The sequence below is a fragment of the Streptococcus sp. 544 genome (assembly GCF_013277385.1).
Taxonomy (GTDB): domain Bacteria; phylum Bacillota; class Bacilli; order Lactobacillales; family Streptococcaceae; genus Streptococcus; species Streptococcus mitis_BA.
Genome location: NZ_VMMU01000002.1, coordinates 1 through 15,016 on the forward strand (window position 1 = coordinate 1; position 15,016 = coordinate 15,016).

The following is a 15,016-nucleotide window of genomic DNA, read 5'->3' on the forward strand; positions in this document are numbered from 1 at the left end:
ATAAGACTGACAAAGTCAGTCACATATATAATCCAAGGTGACGTTGACGCGGTTTGAATTTGATTTTCGAAGAGTATTAATTATTTTCAAGATAAAATTCAAAACGTTCGCCTACATATTGACTTTTTACGTATTCAAAAGCAGTACCATCTTCTAGGTAAGAAACCTGAGTCAGACCAAGAATAGCATGTCCTTTTTCAACTTCTAAATAGTGGGCAATCTTTTCTTTAGCGAGGCGAGCATAGATGGTCTGCTGTGATTTACCGATACGGTAGCCGTGTTTTTGTAGGGTTTGGAAGAAATGACTGGTGATTTCTTCTTTTTTAAAGTTCCTAATGAATTTTTCAGGAATAGAAGCAACTTCATAAACCAGAGGAACATTGTCGGCATAGCGAACACGTTCCATTCGGATAATGTTTTCGGTTGGAGAAATTCCTAACTTAGCAACTTCTTGCTCATTGGGAATGGTTTTTCTGTAGGAAATGAGTTGGCTAGAGGGAACTTTACCTTGGGCCTTAACAATTTCAGTAAAACTGGTTGTCCCTCGCATCTTTTCTTGTACTCGAGTACTGGAAACAAAGGTGCCGCTTCCTACACGACGCTCTAAAACGCCTTCTTCGACTAATAGAGATACAGCTTGGCGAAGGGTCATACGACTGACCTCAAACTGCTCTGCTAAATCTCGTTCACTAGGAAGCCTCTCCCCAATAGCCCAACGATGCTCGTCAATATCCTTTTTAATCTGATCATGGATTTTCATATAAGCAGGTAGCATATTTTTCACTTCATTTCTATCTTTTCTCTATTGTACCCTAATAAACTAGAAAAAGTCAAACTTCTCCTTGTTTAGTTGGTAATTCGCCCTTATTTGTGATAGAATATTGAAAAAAGATATTTCTTTTGAGAAAGGAAAAAGATGAGCAACATTTCAACTGATTTGCAAGATGTAGAAAAAATCATCGTATTGGACTATGGTAGCCAATACAACCAGCTGATTTCACGCCGTATCCGTGAGATTGGTGTTTTTTCAGAACTAAAAAGCCATAAAATTTCAGCTGCTGAAGTTCGTGAAATCAATCCTGTAGGAATTATCCTTTCAGGTGGTCCAAACTCTGTATACGAAGATGGTTCATTTGATATTGACCCAGAAATCTTCGAACTCGGAATTCCTATTTTGGGAATCTGTTATGGTATGCAGTTATTGACCCATAAACTTGGAGGAAAAGTTGTTCCTGCAGGTGACGCTGGGAATCGTGAATACGGTCAATCAACTCTTACTCACACACCATCAGCTCTTTTTGAATCAACACCAGACGAGCAGACTGTTTTGATGAGCCATGGTGATGCGGTTACTGAGATTCCTGCTGACTTTGTTCGTACAGGTACATCAGCTGACTGCCCATACGCAGCCATCGAAAACCCAGATAAACACATTTACGGTATCCAATTCCACCCAGAAGTTCGTCATTCTGTATACGGAAATGATATCCTTCGTAACTTTGCCCTTAAGATCTGTAAGGCTAAAGGCGACTGGTCAATGGATAACTTCATCGATATGCAGATCCAAAAAATCCGTGAAACAGTCGGTGATAAACGTGTCCTTCTTGGTCTATCAGGTGGAGTTGACTCATCTGTCGTTGGGGTTCTTCTCCAAAAGGCTATTGGCGATCAATTGATCTGTATCTTCGTAGACCACGGTCTTCTTCGTAAAGGTGAAGCAGATCAAGTTATGGACATGCTTGGTGGTAAGTTTGGTTTGAATATCGTCAAAGCAGACGCTGCTAAACGTTTCCTTGACAAACTTGCTGGCGTTTCTGACCCTGAACAAAAACGTAAAATCATTGGTAATGAGTTTGTGTATGTATTCGATGACGAAGCAAGCAAGCTCAAAGATGTGAAATTTCTTGCTCAAGGTACGCTTTATACAGACGTGATTGAGTCTGGTACAGATACAGCCCAAACTATCAAGTCACACCACAACGTGGGTGGTCTTCCAGAAGACATGCAATTTGAACTGATTGAACCACTCAACACTCTTTATAAAGACGAAGTTCGTGCCCTTGGTACAGAGCTTGGTATGCCAGACCACATCGTATGGCGCCAACCATTCCCAGGACCAGGACTTGCGATCCGTGTCATGGGTGAAATTACTGAAGAGAAGCTAGAAACTGTTCGTGAATCAGATGCTATCCTTCGTGAAGAAATTGCCAAAGCTGGTCTTGACCGCGATATCTGGCAATACTTCACTGTTAACACAGGCGTTCGTTCAGTTGGTGTTATGGGTGACGGTCGTACGTATGACTACACAATTGCAATCCGTGCCATCACCTCTATTGATGGTATGACAGCTGACTTTGCAAAGATTCCTTGGGATGTCCTTCAAAAAATCTCAGTACGTATCGTAAACGAAGTGGACCACGTTAACCGCATCGTCTACGATATTACAAGTAAACCACCTGCAACAGTAGAGTGGGAGTAAGAAAAATTACAATAAAAAGGCTTTGAAATCAATGTTTCAGAGCCTTTAATTAAATAATCGCAAACAATTCGCAAACAAAGGAGCTGAGTAAATGACACCTTATACAGATAAAATAATTGATACTATTGCTAAGTATTTACCAAAAAATGAAAATGAATGGGAACTCGTTGGTTTTATAAACAAAAAGAAGGAAATCTACACGTTTGGGAGTGATTCAAAGATTATAGGTAGATTGTTTGAAGTTATAGCTTTTGAAGCATTGCAACGTTCAGCCAATGAATTGGGCTATACTTTACATGAATCTGAAAAACAAACTGTATACCCTGATTTTTATTTTAAAAAGCAAGATGGGCGAAAAATTGCCATCGATATAAAAACTACTTACAGAAGAAGCGAAAATACGAAATTTGGCTTTACTGGAGGTAGTTTTACAAGTTTTATGAGAAATGGAACAAAGAATATTGTAGGTCATTACTCTGATTATGACGGTCATTATATTTTAGGTGTTGTCTATACTCGAGAGACGAAACCAACTACTGGAAAAGTTAATTTTGAGAAATTAGATTCTATAATTCCTGCATATAAAAATATAGAAATGTTTGTTCAAGAAAAGTATAGAATATGTGGTGATAAGAAAGGCAGTGGAAATACCGATAATATTGGAACAATTACTTCAACATCCATTAATCCTTTTGATTATGGTGCAGGCCCTTTCTCCGTTTTAGGAGATGATGTGTTTAACGATTATTGGAAACATTACCCAAGATATACTGATACCCAAAAGGTAAAACAATCTTTATATAATAATCTTGAAGGATATTTTGAGTGGATTGCTAAAACTGATAAAACTAAATCGTTAGAATTAAAGAAACTGTATTCTAATTATTTAATTCAATATGATAAAACATTTAATAAAAAATAGAGCAGTTCGCTCTATTTTTTATATTTCAAAAAGACTAATTTGCTTCTGTTCAAAATGAACTTCTTCTAAATTCAAATTTTGTTCACTTATTACTAAAGCCTCTATCATTTTATTTCGATTAGATTCTTTTGCTCCTAAGTGATAAAAATGTTCAGTAGTCAATAACTTCCCGTCGTTCCATTTTTCCATATGTGTATTTTTTCTGTATTGATTTTCGTACCACATACTAAAGGCGTATCCAGCTTTTCCTTTTTGAGTAAGTTCTGCGAGTAATACCGCATATTCTTCACTCCAAGAATCATAATATCCATCATAACGATCAATATACGGAGGGTCTAAATAAACAAAGTCATTTTCTCCCATCATTTCAAATGCTTTAGTGAAAGGCATACAGATAAATTCCCAATCTTTGCCCTCTATTATTTCTTCAACCCATGAAACTTGATTTACAATTTTTGTAATCAATGCTTTTTGAAATCTCTCTGGTTTTCGTCCAAAAGGAACATTATAATTCCCTTTATTATTAAAACGTATCATTCCATTAAAATTGGAACGTTGTAAAAATAAAAAATCTAAAGAGCTATGTTCTTTATTAAATCTATCTCTAACTTCATAGTAATAAGATGTCTTATCAGCCGGTGTACTAGATAATTTAGTTGCTTCATTTTCTAAAAAAGTTCTAACTGTTTGAGCAGTAATCTTCTTTGATTGAATATCTTTGTAAAATTGAATGATATAGGGATTGGTATCACTAAAAATAGCCTTCTGGGGTTCTAAATTAAAACCTACTACACCAGAACCCATAAATGGTTCAAAGTATGTTCCTTGACCATCCCATTTTATTGATTCGGCAATAAATGGAACTAATTTAGTTTTTATTCCTTGGATTTTGATAGGTGGTACTTTAGGTGTGATAATTTTTTTAGGTAACAATTGTAATTCTCCTTTCTTACTATATATATTCTATTATAGCATTTTTTATACTTTTTTCTTCAGAAACTGATTATAAACTTCTCCTCTTCCTAAAATGTAAAGTTAAACACATAAAATATTTAACACTACAAAAAATAGTCAAATAAATGTATTCTGCATTAAAAATTGATCTAAGCATTGTTGAACCTTCTTTATATAATTTCAGTGTTGTAATTATTTCACGCCACTGTTATAAAATAAGTGTCGTGTTTTGTCGACACATAAAATTGAAATAAAAAAAATAGGCTTGAAGCCTAAATTTTTCCGTGACGCACTAAAAGAGAACCCCTCACTATCATTCTGATAACAAAAGAAGTGGTTACATAATTTGTTTCTGTATATAGAGGTAAAATCTTTTTTAACTCAGCAATATCATCAATAGTAGTTTGATTTACTTGTAAATCAGTTCGAGTTTTTGGGGCACTTCGTTCTTCAACTTGAGACCCAAATTTTAATACTTTATCCCAGTTTTGTTCAGCAGTAATTTTTTTAGAATCTAAATAAGCTTGATTTACGACAAACCCATTAGTAAGATGAAGATTATCAAATTCTCCAGTTGCTTTTATTTCTTTTTTTAGAGCATCGATACTATTTCGTGTTTCTATTGCTAGTCTAACAGCTAATCTTACTATATCACCACCTTTTTATTACTAATACTATTATATAAAAAATGTTGTGTTTTTGTTACACATTAATTTCAACTCTGCAAACAATAGAAATTAATTCTAATAAATTCTTATAAAAATAACTAGTATAAATCCTTAATTTTAAACTATATCAAACCTTATCAATTTAGAAAACAATAGAATGGGAATAGTCATCTAAGGACTAATTTATGTAGTTTAATGAGCCAGTATCTTTGGGTACTGGTTTTTACTTTTCTAGACTTTTTGACTACCTGTTAAAACTGGGTTAATTTTCGACAGTTTAACAGTTATTATGCAAAGTTTAAAAGATTAGAATTGTCAAAACAATCTGTCTAGGCTTGATTTTATGGCTTATTTACTATAAAATGAGAAGGAAAAACGTCAAACTTTTATATTGCAAATAGGAGAAAACATGACAAAAACATTAAAACGTCCTGAGGTTTTATCACCTGCAGGGACTTTAGAGAAGCTAAAGGTAGCTGTTCAGTATGGGGCAGATGCTGTCTTTATTGGTGGTCAGGCCTATGGTCTTCGTAGCCGTGCCGGAAACTTTACCTTTGAACAGATGGAAGAAGGTGTCCAGTTTGCGGCCAAGTACGGTGCCAAAGTCTATGTAGCTGCCAATATGGTTATGCACGAAGGAAATGAAGCTGGTGCTGGTGAGTGGTTCCGTAAACTACGTGATATCGGGATTGCCGCAGTTATCGTATCTGACCCAGCCTTGATCATGATTGCAGCGACTGAAGCGCCTGGTCTTGAAATCCACCTCTCTACCCAAGCAAGTGCAACTAACTATGAAACCCTTGAGTTCTGGAAAGAACTGGGCTTGACTCGTGTCGTTTTGGCGCGTGAGGTTTCGATGGAAGAATTAGCTGAAATCCGCAAACGTACAGATGTTGAGATTGAAGCCTTTGTCCACGGAGCCATGTGTATTTCTTACTCTGGTCGTTGTACTCTTTCAAACCACATGAGTATGCGTGATGCCAACCGTGGTGGATGTTCTCAGTCTTGCCGTTGGAAATATGACCTTTACGATATGCCTTTTGGGAAAGAACGTAAGAGCCTTAAGGGAGAGATTCCAGAAGAATTTTCGATGTCAGCCGTTGATATGTCTATGATTGACCATATCCCAGATATGATTAAAAATGGTGTGGATAGTCTTAAAATTGAAGGACGTATGAAGTCTATTCACTATGTTTCAACTGTAACCAACTGCTACAAGGCGGCTGTTGATGCTTATCTAGAAAGTCCAGAAAAGTTTGAAGCTATCAAACAAGATTTGGTGGACGAGATGTGGAAGGTTGCCCAACGTGAATTGGCAACAGGTTTCTACTACGGTACACCATCTGAAAATGAGCAGTTGTTTGGTGCTCGTCGTAAAATTCCTGAGTACAAGTTTGTCGCTGAAGTGGTTTCTTATGATGATGCGACACAAACAGCAACCATTCGTCAACGGAACGTCATTAATGAAGGCGACCAAGTTGAGTTTTATGGCCCAGGTTTCCGTCATTTTGAAACGTATATCGAAGATTTGCATGATGCCAAAGGTAATAAAATCGACCGCGCTCCAAATCCGATGGAACTCTTGACAATCAAAGTCCCACAACCTGTTCAAGCTGGAGATATGGTTCGAGCTCTCAAAGAAGGTCTCATCAATCTTTATAAGGAAGATGGAACCAGCGTCACAGTGCGTGCTTAATGTAGTTGTTTAGTTTTAAAAAATTATGCAAAGCTCCATATACAACACTTAAACGAGATTAAAGAATGGCGAAATCCCTTGATGTGCAAGGGATTAGCTGTCCTTTTTTATTTTTAAGTGATAAAGTCGGAGCTTAGGTATCAAAGTTTATCAAATTAAACAAAGAAGCGATGCCGTCGATATTTTGAAATTATATATTTAAACTAAAAACTCTCTATCTTTTTGTGGTAGAGAGTTTTTTTGTTAATAAAATTTTACAAAATGACATTTATATATTGCATTAAGTTAGATATATGATATAATGTTGTTAAAAAGAGGCGCAACTTTTTAAACTCAATAAGAATCAAAGAGCAAACAATGAATATTAATGGAGGAATAAAAAATGGAAGTTATAAATGTAAGTAAGCATTATGGCCATTCAATCATTCTCAAAGGTATAAATTTTGCACTTAACAAGGGTGAAATTGTTGGTCTAGTAGGGAGAAACGGAGTTGGCAAGAGTACGTTGATGAAAATTCTTGTTCAGAATAATCAACCGACTTCAGGGAATATTATAAGTAGTAATAATGTTGGCTATTTAATCGAAGAACCAAAATTATTTTTATCTAAAACAGGTTTAGAGAATTTAAAATATCTGGCAAATTTATATGGTGTTGACTACAATCAAGAAAGATTTGGAAGTTTGATTCAAGAGTTAGATTTGACTCAGTCTATTAATAAAAAAGTAAAGACTTATTCTTTGGGTACAAAACAAAAATTAGCTTTGCTTCTAACTCTTGTTACGGAACCTGATATATTGATTTTAGATGAACCGACTAATGGTTTAGATATTGAATCATCACAAATAGTTTTAGCGGTTCTAAAAAATTTAGCTTTACATGAAAATGTGGGAATTTTAATATCGAGTCATAAATTAGAAGATATTGAAGAAATTTGTGAGAGAGTCCTTTTCTTGGAGAACGGACTTTTGACATTCCAAAAAGTAGGAAAAGATAGTCATAATTGCTTGTTTGAGATAGCTTTTTCATCAGCTACAGATAAAGACATTTTCATTACCAAACAAGAATTTGGGGATATTGTTCAGGAAGAGGGACTGAAAATTACTATGTCTGGGAATATTCAAAGTAGTGAGCTTTTTAAATTTTTTAACGAAAACTCTATTAAAGTAGTTGATTTTGAAACTAAAAAAGAGACGCTTAAAGATATTTATCTAAATCGTTCAAAATAAAGGAAGGTTATAATCATGAAATTAAATAAATTGAATTTTCTTAAGGAAAATATAAGGGATTTATATTCATCAGGCGTAATATATCTCGGTTTGATTATCTCGTTTATACCGCCGATATTGGTTACATTCTTTATTCTAAGGACTCAAGGGACATCGCTTGGTATTAAGCATATTTCAAACTTTTATGCTATGCTCGGTATGTTAATGGCTGTTATACATGCTAACCGAATTATTAGCAGGGATTTTTCCTACAATACGATCAGTTTATTTTATAATCAACAGAAAAATCGGATGATTTACGTCTTGTCTAATTTTCTATATGCCATCTCAGTTTCCATTATTTATGCTTTGAATGGCATTGTGTTACTAGTCATCGTAAGTAAATTGGGTGTTCCAGGTGATTTAGGATTAGATTTTATAGTAGTCATTGTAGTCAATACAATTTTGTTAGTCCTATTTTATTTTCTATTATCTTACATTTTCTATTTATACAAATTGAAAAGTGGCTTGATATTTGGTATTTTAGTTGCTTTATTACTCTTTATCCCTAATATATTAAATACGATTATGATGAATACTAGTAATGATTTGTTTATCAAAGCAATTGAACTTCTTCCTTTTTATTCTTTACCTGTATTTGTGACTTCAAATACGATGTCTATTAGTCAGTATCTTGTGGCAACCGCTATAATCATTTTATTGTACTTGTTCACTCTCAAGAAAAGCAAGGAGTATTCATTTTAGTTTTATTTAGTATTATTTTGCAGACTTAAAATCCAGCAAAAAATCAGTCATCTTGCTATGCTCCTGCTCTTGTTGTGTACACGTTTTTGTCTTATGCTAGACTCATTTCCAAAAGCATTATATAATAGTGATATGAAATCAACTAAACAAGAAATACAAGCAATCAAAACTAGTTTAAAAGGCCCTACTAAAGCTAATACTAAACAAAAAATCAAATAGCAAACTAGGAAGTTTATTTCAAGCAATCCAACATACTGATTTTAGGCTGAAGATAATATTGGAGTGCTAATTAACGAGATTATAATAAATAGCTGACAGCTTGTGTTGGTTTTGGATTTTTTAAGAGTAGATGAGTATTAAAACTATAAGGAGGACGCAGGTGGCTAAAAATTTAAAATTAAAATTAGCTCGTGTTGAGCGTGATTTAACACAAGGTCAACTGGCAGAGGCTGTCGGGGTGACACGCCAGACTATTGGTTTGATAGAGGCGGGGAAATACAATCCCAGTCTCTCACTCTGCCAATCCATTTGCAGATGTTTAGGGAAAACCCTAGACCAACTATTTTGGGAGGAAGAAGATGGTAAATAAATTCATTCATTATCAATTACTTGACGAAAGAGAAGAACAACTAATCAATAAAGCTGGGGCAGAGTCTTTTTCACTCTTTATTGGACTTGTGCTTCTAAGCTATTTGGTGGCTGTATTAGCTCCCTCTCTTTTTAATCCGAATTTTCTAGTCTATACTCTGATAGTAGGAATTTTCTTCTTTTTCAACCGTGCCCGTTATCTGGGAGTGACCTACTATAGTCGTTTTCATTTTACGATTTTGGGTTGTTTTTTCCTAACATTGGCTATTACGGCTCTTTTGATGTTACAGAATTATCAATTCAACATAGAAATTTATCAGCACAATCCTTTGAACGTTAAATACCTGTCTGCTTGGGCAATTACTTATGTCATTTACCTTCCTTGGGTTTTTATCGGCAATCTTGGTCTTAAGAGCTATGGTGAATGGGCTCAGAAAAAGTTTGAACAAGATATGGATGAACTAGAGAGTGGTGAATAGCTTGTTACTCTTTTCTCAATCCAGCTAAAATGTGATATAATAGTACTAATTTATTGGAATGCATGAAAGTTTTTGAAAATTTTCATGTATTTCTAGTTAAGGAAGTAGGAAAAGTATGTATCCAGATGATAGTTTGACATTGCACACGGACTTGTACCAGATTAACATGATGCAGGTTTACTTTGACCAAGGGATTCACAATAAAAAGGCGGTCTTTGAGGTTTATTTCCGCCAACAGCCTTTTAAGAACGGCTATGCGGTTTTTGCTGGTTTGGAAAGAATTGTGAACTATCTTGAAGATTTGCGTTTTTCAGATAGTGATATTGCCTATTTGGAGTCTCTAGGCTATCATGGGGCATTCTTGGACTACCTCCGCAATTTCAAGTTGGAGCTGACCGTTCGTTCTGCCCAAGAAGGGGACTTGGTTTTTGCTAATGAACCGATTGTGCAAGTTGAAGGCCCTCTAGCCCAATGTCAATTGGTCGAAACGGCTCTTTTGAACATCGTCAACTACCAAACCTTGGTGGCGACTAAGGCAGCTCGTATTCGTTCAGTTATTGAAGATGAACCTTTGATGGAGTTTGGGACACGTCGGGCTCAAGAAATGGATGCGGCTATCTGGGGAACACGCGCAGCGGTGATTGGTGGAGCCAATGGAACCAGCAACGTGCGCGCTGGTAAACTCTTTGACATTCCTGTCTTGGGGACCCATGCCCATTCTTTGGTACAGGTTTATGGTAACGACTATGAGGCTTTCAAGGCTTACGCTGCGACCCACAAAAATTGCGTTTTTCTTGTGGATACCTATGACACCCTTCGTATTGGGGTACCCGCTGCAATTCAGGTGGCGCGTGAGCTGGGTGACCAGATTAACTTTACGGGTGTGCGGATTGACTCTGGGGATATTGCCTACATTTCCAAGAAAGTCCGTCAGCAACTGGACGAGGCTGGATTTACAGAGGCTAAGATTTATGCTTCTAATGATTTGGACGAAAATACTATCCTCAACCTCAAGATGCAAAAGGCCAAGATTGATGTCTGGGGCGTGGGTACCAAGCTGATCACAGCCTATGACCAGCCAGCTCTTGGTGCAGTTTATAAGATTGTTGCCATCGAAGATGAAAATGGTCAGATGCGCAATACCATCAAGCTGTCTAATAATGCGGAAAAAGTGTCTACGCCAGGTAAGAAGCAGGTGTGGCGCATTACCAGTCGTGAAAAAGGCAAGTCAGAGGGTGACTACATCACTTATGATGGTGTGAATGTGAGTGACATGACAGAAATCAAGATGTTCCATCCGACCTATACTTATATCAAGAAGACGGTTCGTAATTTTGATGCTGTGCCTCTCTTGGTGGATATTTTCAAGGACGGGAAATTGATTTATAACCTGCCTAGTTTGCCTGAGATTCAGGATTATGCTCGTAAGGAATTTGACAAGCTTTGGGATGAGTACAAGCGCGTGCTCAATCCGCAACATTATCCAGTAGATTTGGCGCGTGATGTATGGCAAGACAAGATGGACTTGATTGATAAGATGCGCAAGGAAGCCCTTGGTGAAGGAGAAGAAGAATGAGTTTGCAAGAAACGATTATCCAAGAGCTGGGTGTCAAACCAGTGATTGATGCCCAGGAAGAAATTCGTCGTTCCATTGATTTCTTAAAGAGATACCTGAAAAAACATCCCTTTCTTAAAACTTTTGTGCTAGGGATTTCTGGGGGACAAGACTCGACCTTGGCAGGTCGATTAGCTCAATTAGCTATGGAAGAACTGCGAGCTGAAACGGGAGATGACAGCTACAAATTTATCGCTATCCGCCTGCCATACGGAGTGCAAGCTGATGAAGCAGATGCTCAAAAAGCTCTTGCTTTCATCCAACCAGATATCAGCTTGGTTGTGAATATCAAGGAATCAGCTGATGCCATGACGGCAGCAGTTGAAGCGACAGGTAGCCCTGTTTCAGACTTCAACAAGGGCAATATCAAGGCTCGTTGCCGTATGATTGCTCAGTATGCCCTTGCTGGTGCCCATAGCGGAGCGGTTATTGGAACAGACCATGCTGCGGAAAATATCACAGGTTTCTTTACCAAGTTTGGTGACGGTGGTGCGGATATTCTCCCTCTTTATCGCCTCAATAAACGCCAAGGAAAACAACTCTTACAGGAACTTGGTGCAGACCCAGCCCTTTATGAAAAAATCCCAACGGCAGACCTGGAAGAAGACAAACCAGGCCTAGCTGACGAAGTAGCCCTCGGAGTCACTTATGAAGAGATTGACGACTACCTAGAAGGCAAAACAATCAGCCCAGAAGCCCAAGCGACCATTGAAAACTGGTGGCATAAAGGCCAACACAAACGCCACCTACCCATCACCGTATTTGATGACTTTTGGGAGTGAAAACCTCCAGTGGAGGTTTTCAGCCTCTCACCTTGAAATAAGAAAGTGAGAGAAGGTCCAGTGGGCCTTTTTAGCTTATTACCTTGAAATTAAAAAAGTAAAACAAATTTCAATGGAGATTGGACAGAGAATCATCTATCAGAAAGTGAGGTAGTATCGTGAAATCTATCGGTACACAAATATTACAAACAGAACGTTTGATTTTAAGAAGATTTGTGGAGAGTGATGCAGAAGCCATGTTTCAAAATTGGGCTTCATCCGCTGAGAATCTGACCTATGTTACCTGGGATCCCCATCCTGATGTCGAAATTACTCGAAACTCGATTCGCAATTGGGTTGCTTCCTATACTAATCTCAACTATTACAAATGGGCTATTTGTCTCAAAGAAAACCCAGAGCAAGTGATAGGAGATATCAGCATCGTTGCAATAGATGAGAACAATTCTTCTTGTGAAATTGGCTATGTGCTAGGCAAGGCTTACTGGGGGAATGGTATGATGACAGAGGTCTTGAAAGCTGTCTTGGATTTTTGTTTTACTCAAGCAGGCTTTAAAAAGGTTAGAGCTCGATATGCCAGTCTCAACCCAGCTTCAGGTCGTGTTATGGAGAAAGCAGGGATGTCCTATCTACAAACCATTGTTAATGGTGTAGAGAGAAAAGGCTATCTTGCGGATCTTATTTATTATGGTATAAGTAGGGAAGACTAGTGAATTTTTTCTGTTTCTATCGAAGTCAACTATTTATTGTAAATATAATAATTGGCATTCCAAGTTTATTTGCAACTTTAAAATAGCATATTGATTAGTACAAGACAGATGTTCTAGTTCCTTCTTTAATCTTGTTTAGTATTAGTTAAAAAATCGCTTTAAGCTTGTAACTAAGAGGGAGCTAATCGACTAGATTCTCCAGCCGAACAGGTGGTAATATGTTTTTTATAGTGTAATCCTAGCTGTTGTTAAATTTAAAATAGAATCCTCTATCGAGTTAGGGAATTAAATTCCACCAATTTTATTTATGTTTCTCTATCAAAATATCTAACATTAAAATAGTCTCATTCTGATGAGCAAACTATTCGATTGCTACTGCATAGTTGTATAAGGAATGATGAAAGATGAGTGAAAATTATCAAGTTGGAATGTTTGTATTTAAATATATTAGCATGTATTTAGATAAGATGTCTGCAATCCTCTATATATGAGATTGATTACGATATAGTTAAAGTGTTAGTTCAATAATAAATATATCATTATAAATTTATTTAATATATGGAATATATTATTTAACATTTGCCAGAAAAGATGCTATACTAGAAGTAGTAACTTTTAGAAGGAGGATGTAATGGAAAAATTTAATACCAATAAGCGCTATGCATTGCGTAAACTCGGAAAGATTTTTGGTTCTGTGATGGTCGGGCTAACTTTATTTTTAGGAGGAGTCCTGAATACAAGTTTTGTTCATGCTGATGGGGCAGATGTGACATTTATTAAAGACGATACTCGCCGTAAAGGAGAGGAACCGGAGACTGATATTGATGAAGTAGGAAATATTATTGTTAAAGTTCCAGCTAAGGATAGCGTTGAAACAAAAGTAATTCCAATCGAAACAGAATATGAAGCGGATCCAACTCTTGCTAAAGGGGAAAAGAAAGATGATCCAACTCGTCCAGGTAAGGTAGGAACTGAAACCATTACGACTACTTATAAAATCGAAGGTGGTAAGGCAGTAGAAGATAAGAAGACTAGTGAAGTAACAACTGCGATGGTTAAGAAAGTAGTTAAAGTCGGGACAAAACCGACTGAAACAACTGAGCCTACAACTTCCACGGAAGTGAGGTATGAAAAGGATCCAGAACATACAAGAGGAAGCCAACCTACGACTATTCCAAGCGAAGATGGACTGAAAACAGTTACGACTAGTTATAAAGTTGATTCTAAGACAGGCGATATTACGGTAGCAGATGTTTCGGAGACGGTTACTAAAGCAGCTACACCTATTATTGTTAAAGTTCCAGCTAAGGATAGTGTTGAAACAAAGGCTATTCCAATCGAAACAGAGTATGAAGCAGATCCAACTCTTGTTAAAGGGGAAAAGAAAGATGATCCAACTCGTCCAGGTAAGGTAGGAACTGAAACCATTACGACTACTTATAAAATCGAAGGTGGTAAGGCAGTAGAAGATAAGAAGACTAGTGAAGTAACAACTGCGATGGTTAAGAAAGTTGTTAAAGTTGGAACAAAGCCGACTGAAACAACTGAACTTACAACTTCTACGGAAGTGAGATATGAAAAGGATCCAAATCATGTAAGGGGAAGTCAACCTACGACTATTCCAAGCGAAGATGGACTAAAAACAGTTACGACTAGTTATAAAGTTGATTCTAAGACAGGCGATATTACGGTAGCAGATGTTTCGGAGACGGTTACTAAAGCAGCTACACCTATTATCGTTAAAGTTCCAGCTAAGGATAGCGTTGAAACAAAAGTAATCCCAATCGAAACAGAGTATCTCGATGACCCAACTCTTTATAAAGGTCAAGAAGTAGAAGAAGCAGGAGAAATTGGTGAAATTACGCTTACTACAATCTATACTGTAGATGAACGTGATGGAACAATTGAAGAAACTACTTCTCGTCAAATTACTAAAGAGATGGTAAAAAGACGTATAAGGAGAGGGACGAGAGAACCTGAAAAAGTTGTTGTTCCTAAGAAATCATCTATTCCTTCGTATCCTGGATCTGTTACATCTAATCAAGGAACAGATGCAGCAGTAGAACCAGCTAAACCAGTTGCTCCAACAACAGGCTGGAAACAAGAAAATGCTATGTGGTATTTTTATAATACTGATGGTTCCATGGCAACAGG

Annotated in this window: 12 protein-coding genes and 1 pseudogene; 11 read left to right on the top strand and 2 right to left on the bottom strand. The window is 36.9% G+C overall.

The window, feature by feature from the left end; all coding sequences use genetic code 11:
• Positions 1–76: 76 nt before the first annotated feature.
• Complete coding sequence (locus tag HT728_RS01055; RefSeq protein ID WP_173233293.1) at positions 77–775, bottom strand: GntR family transcriptional regulator; 699 nt, start codon at positions 773–775, stop codon at positions 77–79.
• Positions 776–916: 141 nt separating this feature from the next.
• Between HT728_RS01055 and guaA the strand changes: the two genes are divergently transcribed.
• Together guaA and HT728_RS01065 are read left to right on the top strand one after the other, a co-directional pair.
• Positions 917–2,479: a glutamine-hydrolyzing GMP synthase gene (gene guaA / locus HT728_RS01060; RefSeq protein ID WP_173233295.1), complete on the top strand. Its 1,563-nt coding sequence runs from the start codon at positions 917–919 to the stop codon at positions 2,477–2,479.
• Between the two features lie 91 nt (positions 2,480–2,570).
• Entirely contained in the window at positions 2,571–3,401 is an 831-nt protein-coding gene (locus tag HT728_RS01065) for a type II restriction endonuclease (protein ID WP_173233297.1), read from the top strand.
• Between the two features lie 18 nt (positions 3,402–3,419).
• Here HT728_RS01065 and HT728_RS01070 read toward each other — a convergent pair whose 3' ends face one another.
• A complete protein-coding gene (locus HT728_RS01070; protein ID WP_173233299.1) occupies positions 3,420–4,334 on the bottom strand; it encodes a Dam family site-specific DNA-(adenine-N6)-methyltransferase in 915 nt (304 codons plus the stop codon).
• Positions 4,335–5,432: 1,098 nt separating this feature from the next.
• On the opposite strand from HT728_RS01070, the gene HT728_RS01075 reads away from it, so the two are divergent.
• From HT728_RS01075 to HT728_RS01115, 9 genes and pseudogenes are all read left to right on the top strand, one after another.
• Complete coding sequence (locus HT728_RS01075; RefSeq protein ID WP_023934621.1) at positions 5,433–6,719, top strand: U32 family peptidase; 1,287 nt, start codon at positions 5,433–5,435, stop codon at positions 6,717–6,719.
• Between the two features lie 357 nt (positions 6,720–7,076).
• Positions 7,077–7,947 (top strand): annotated as a pseudogene (locus tag HT728_RS01080) (ABC transporter ATP-binding protein).
• Between the two features lie 15 nt (positions 7,948–7,962).
• Positions 7,963–8,691: a hypothetical protein gene (locus HT728_RS01085; protein ID WP_173233304.1), complete on the top strand. Its 729-nt coding sequence runs from the start codon at positions 7,963–7,965 to the stop codon at positions 8,689–8,691.
• A gap of 379 nt (positions 8,692–9,070) precedes the next feature.
• Positions 9,071–9,280 (top strand): helix-turn-helix transcriptional regulator, encoded by a 210-nt coding sequence (locus HT728_RS01090; protein ID WP_050201387.1) that lies wholly within the window; start codon positions 9,071–9,073, stop codon positions 9,278–9,280.
• Positions 9,270–9,758: a DUF6773 family protein gene (locus tag HT728_RS01095; RefSeq protein WP_000247408.1), complete on the top strand. Its 489-nt coding sequence runs from the start codon at positions 9,270–9,272 to the stop codon at positions 9,756–9,758. Before HT728_RS01090 ends, HT728_RS01095 begins: the two co-directional genes overlap by 11 nt.
• Before the next feature lie 115 nt (positions 9,759–9,873).
• Positions 9,874–11,334: a nicotinate phosphoribosyltransferase gene (locus HT728_RS01100; RefSeq protein WP_173233306.1), complete on the top strand. Its 1,461-nt coding sequence runs from the start codon at positions 9,874–9,876 to the stop codon at positions 11,332–11,334.
• Positions 11,331–12,155: an ammonia-dependent NAD(+) synthetase gene (nadE, locus tag HT728_RS01105; protein ID WP_173233308.1), complete on the top strand. Its 825-nt coding sequence runs from the start codon at positions 11,331–11,333 to the stop codon at positions 12,153–12,155. The genes HT728_RS01100 and nadE overlap by 4 nt, the downstream gene beginning before the upstream one ends.
• Before the next feature lie 158 nt (positions 12,156–12,313).
• A complete protein-coding gene (locus HT728_RS01110) occupies positions 12,314–12,862 on the top strand; it encodes a GNAT family N-acetyltransferase (RefSeq protein ID WP_173233311.1) in 549 nt (182 codons plus the stop codon).
• 631 nt (positions 12,863–13,493) lie between these two features.
• Positions 13,494–15,016: G5 domain-containing protein (locus HT728_RS01115; RefSeq protein WP_173233313.1), on the top strand; the 1,523-nt coding region annotated here is incomplete at its 3' end.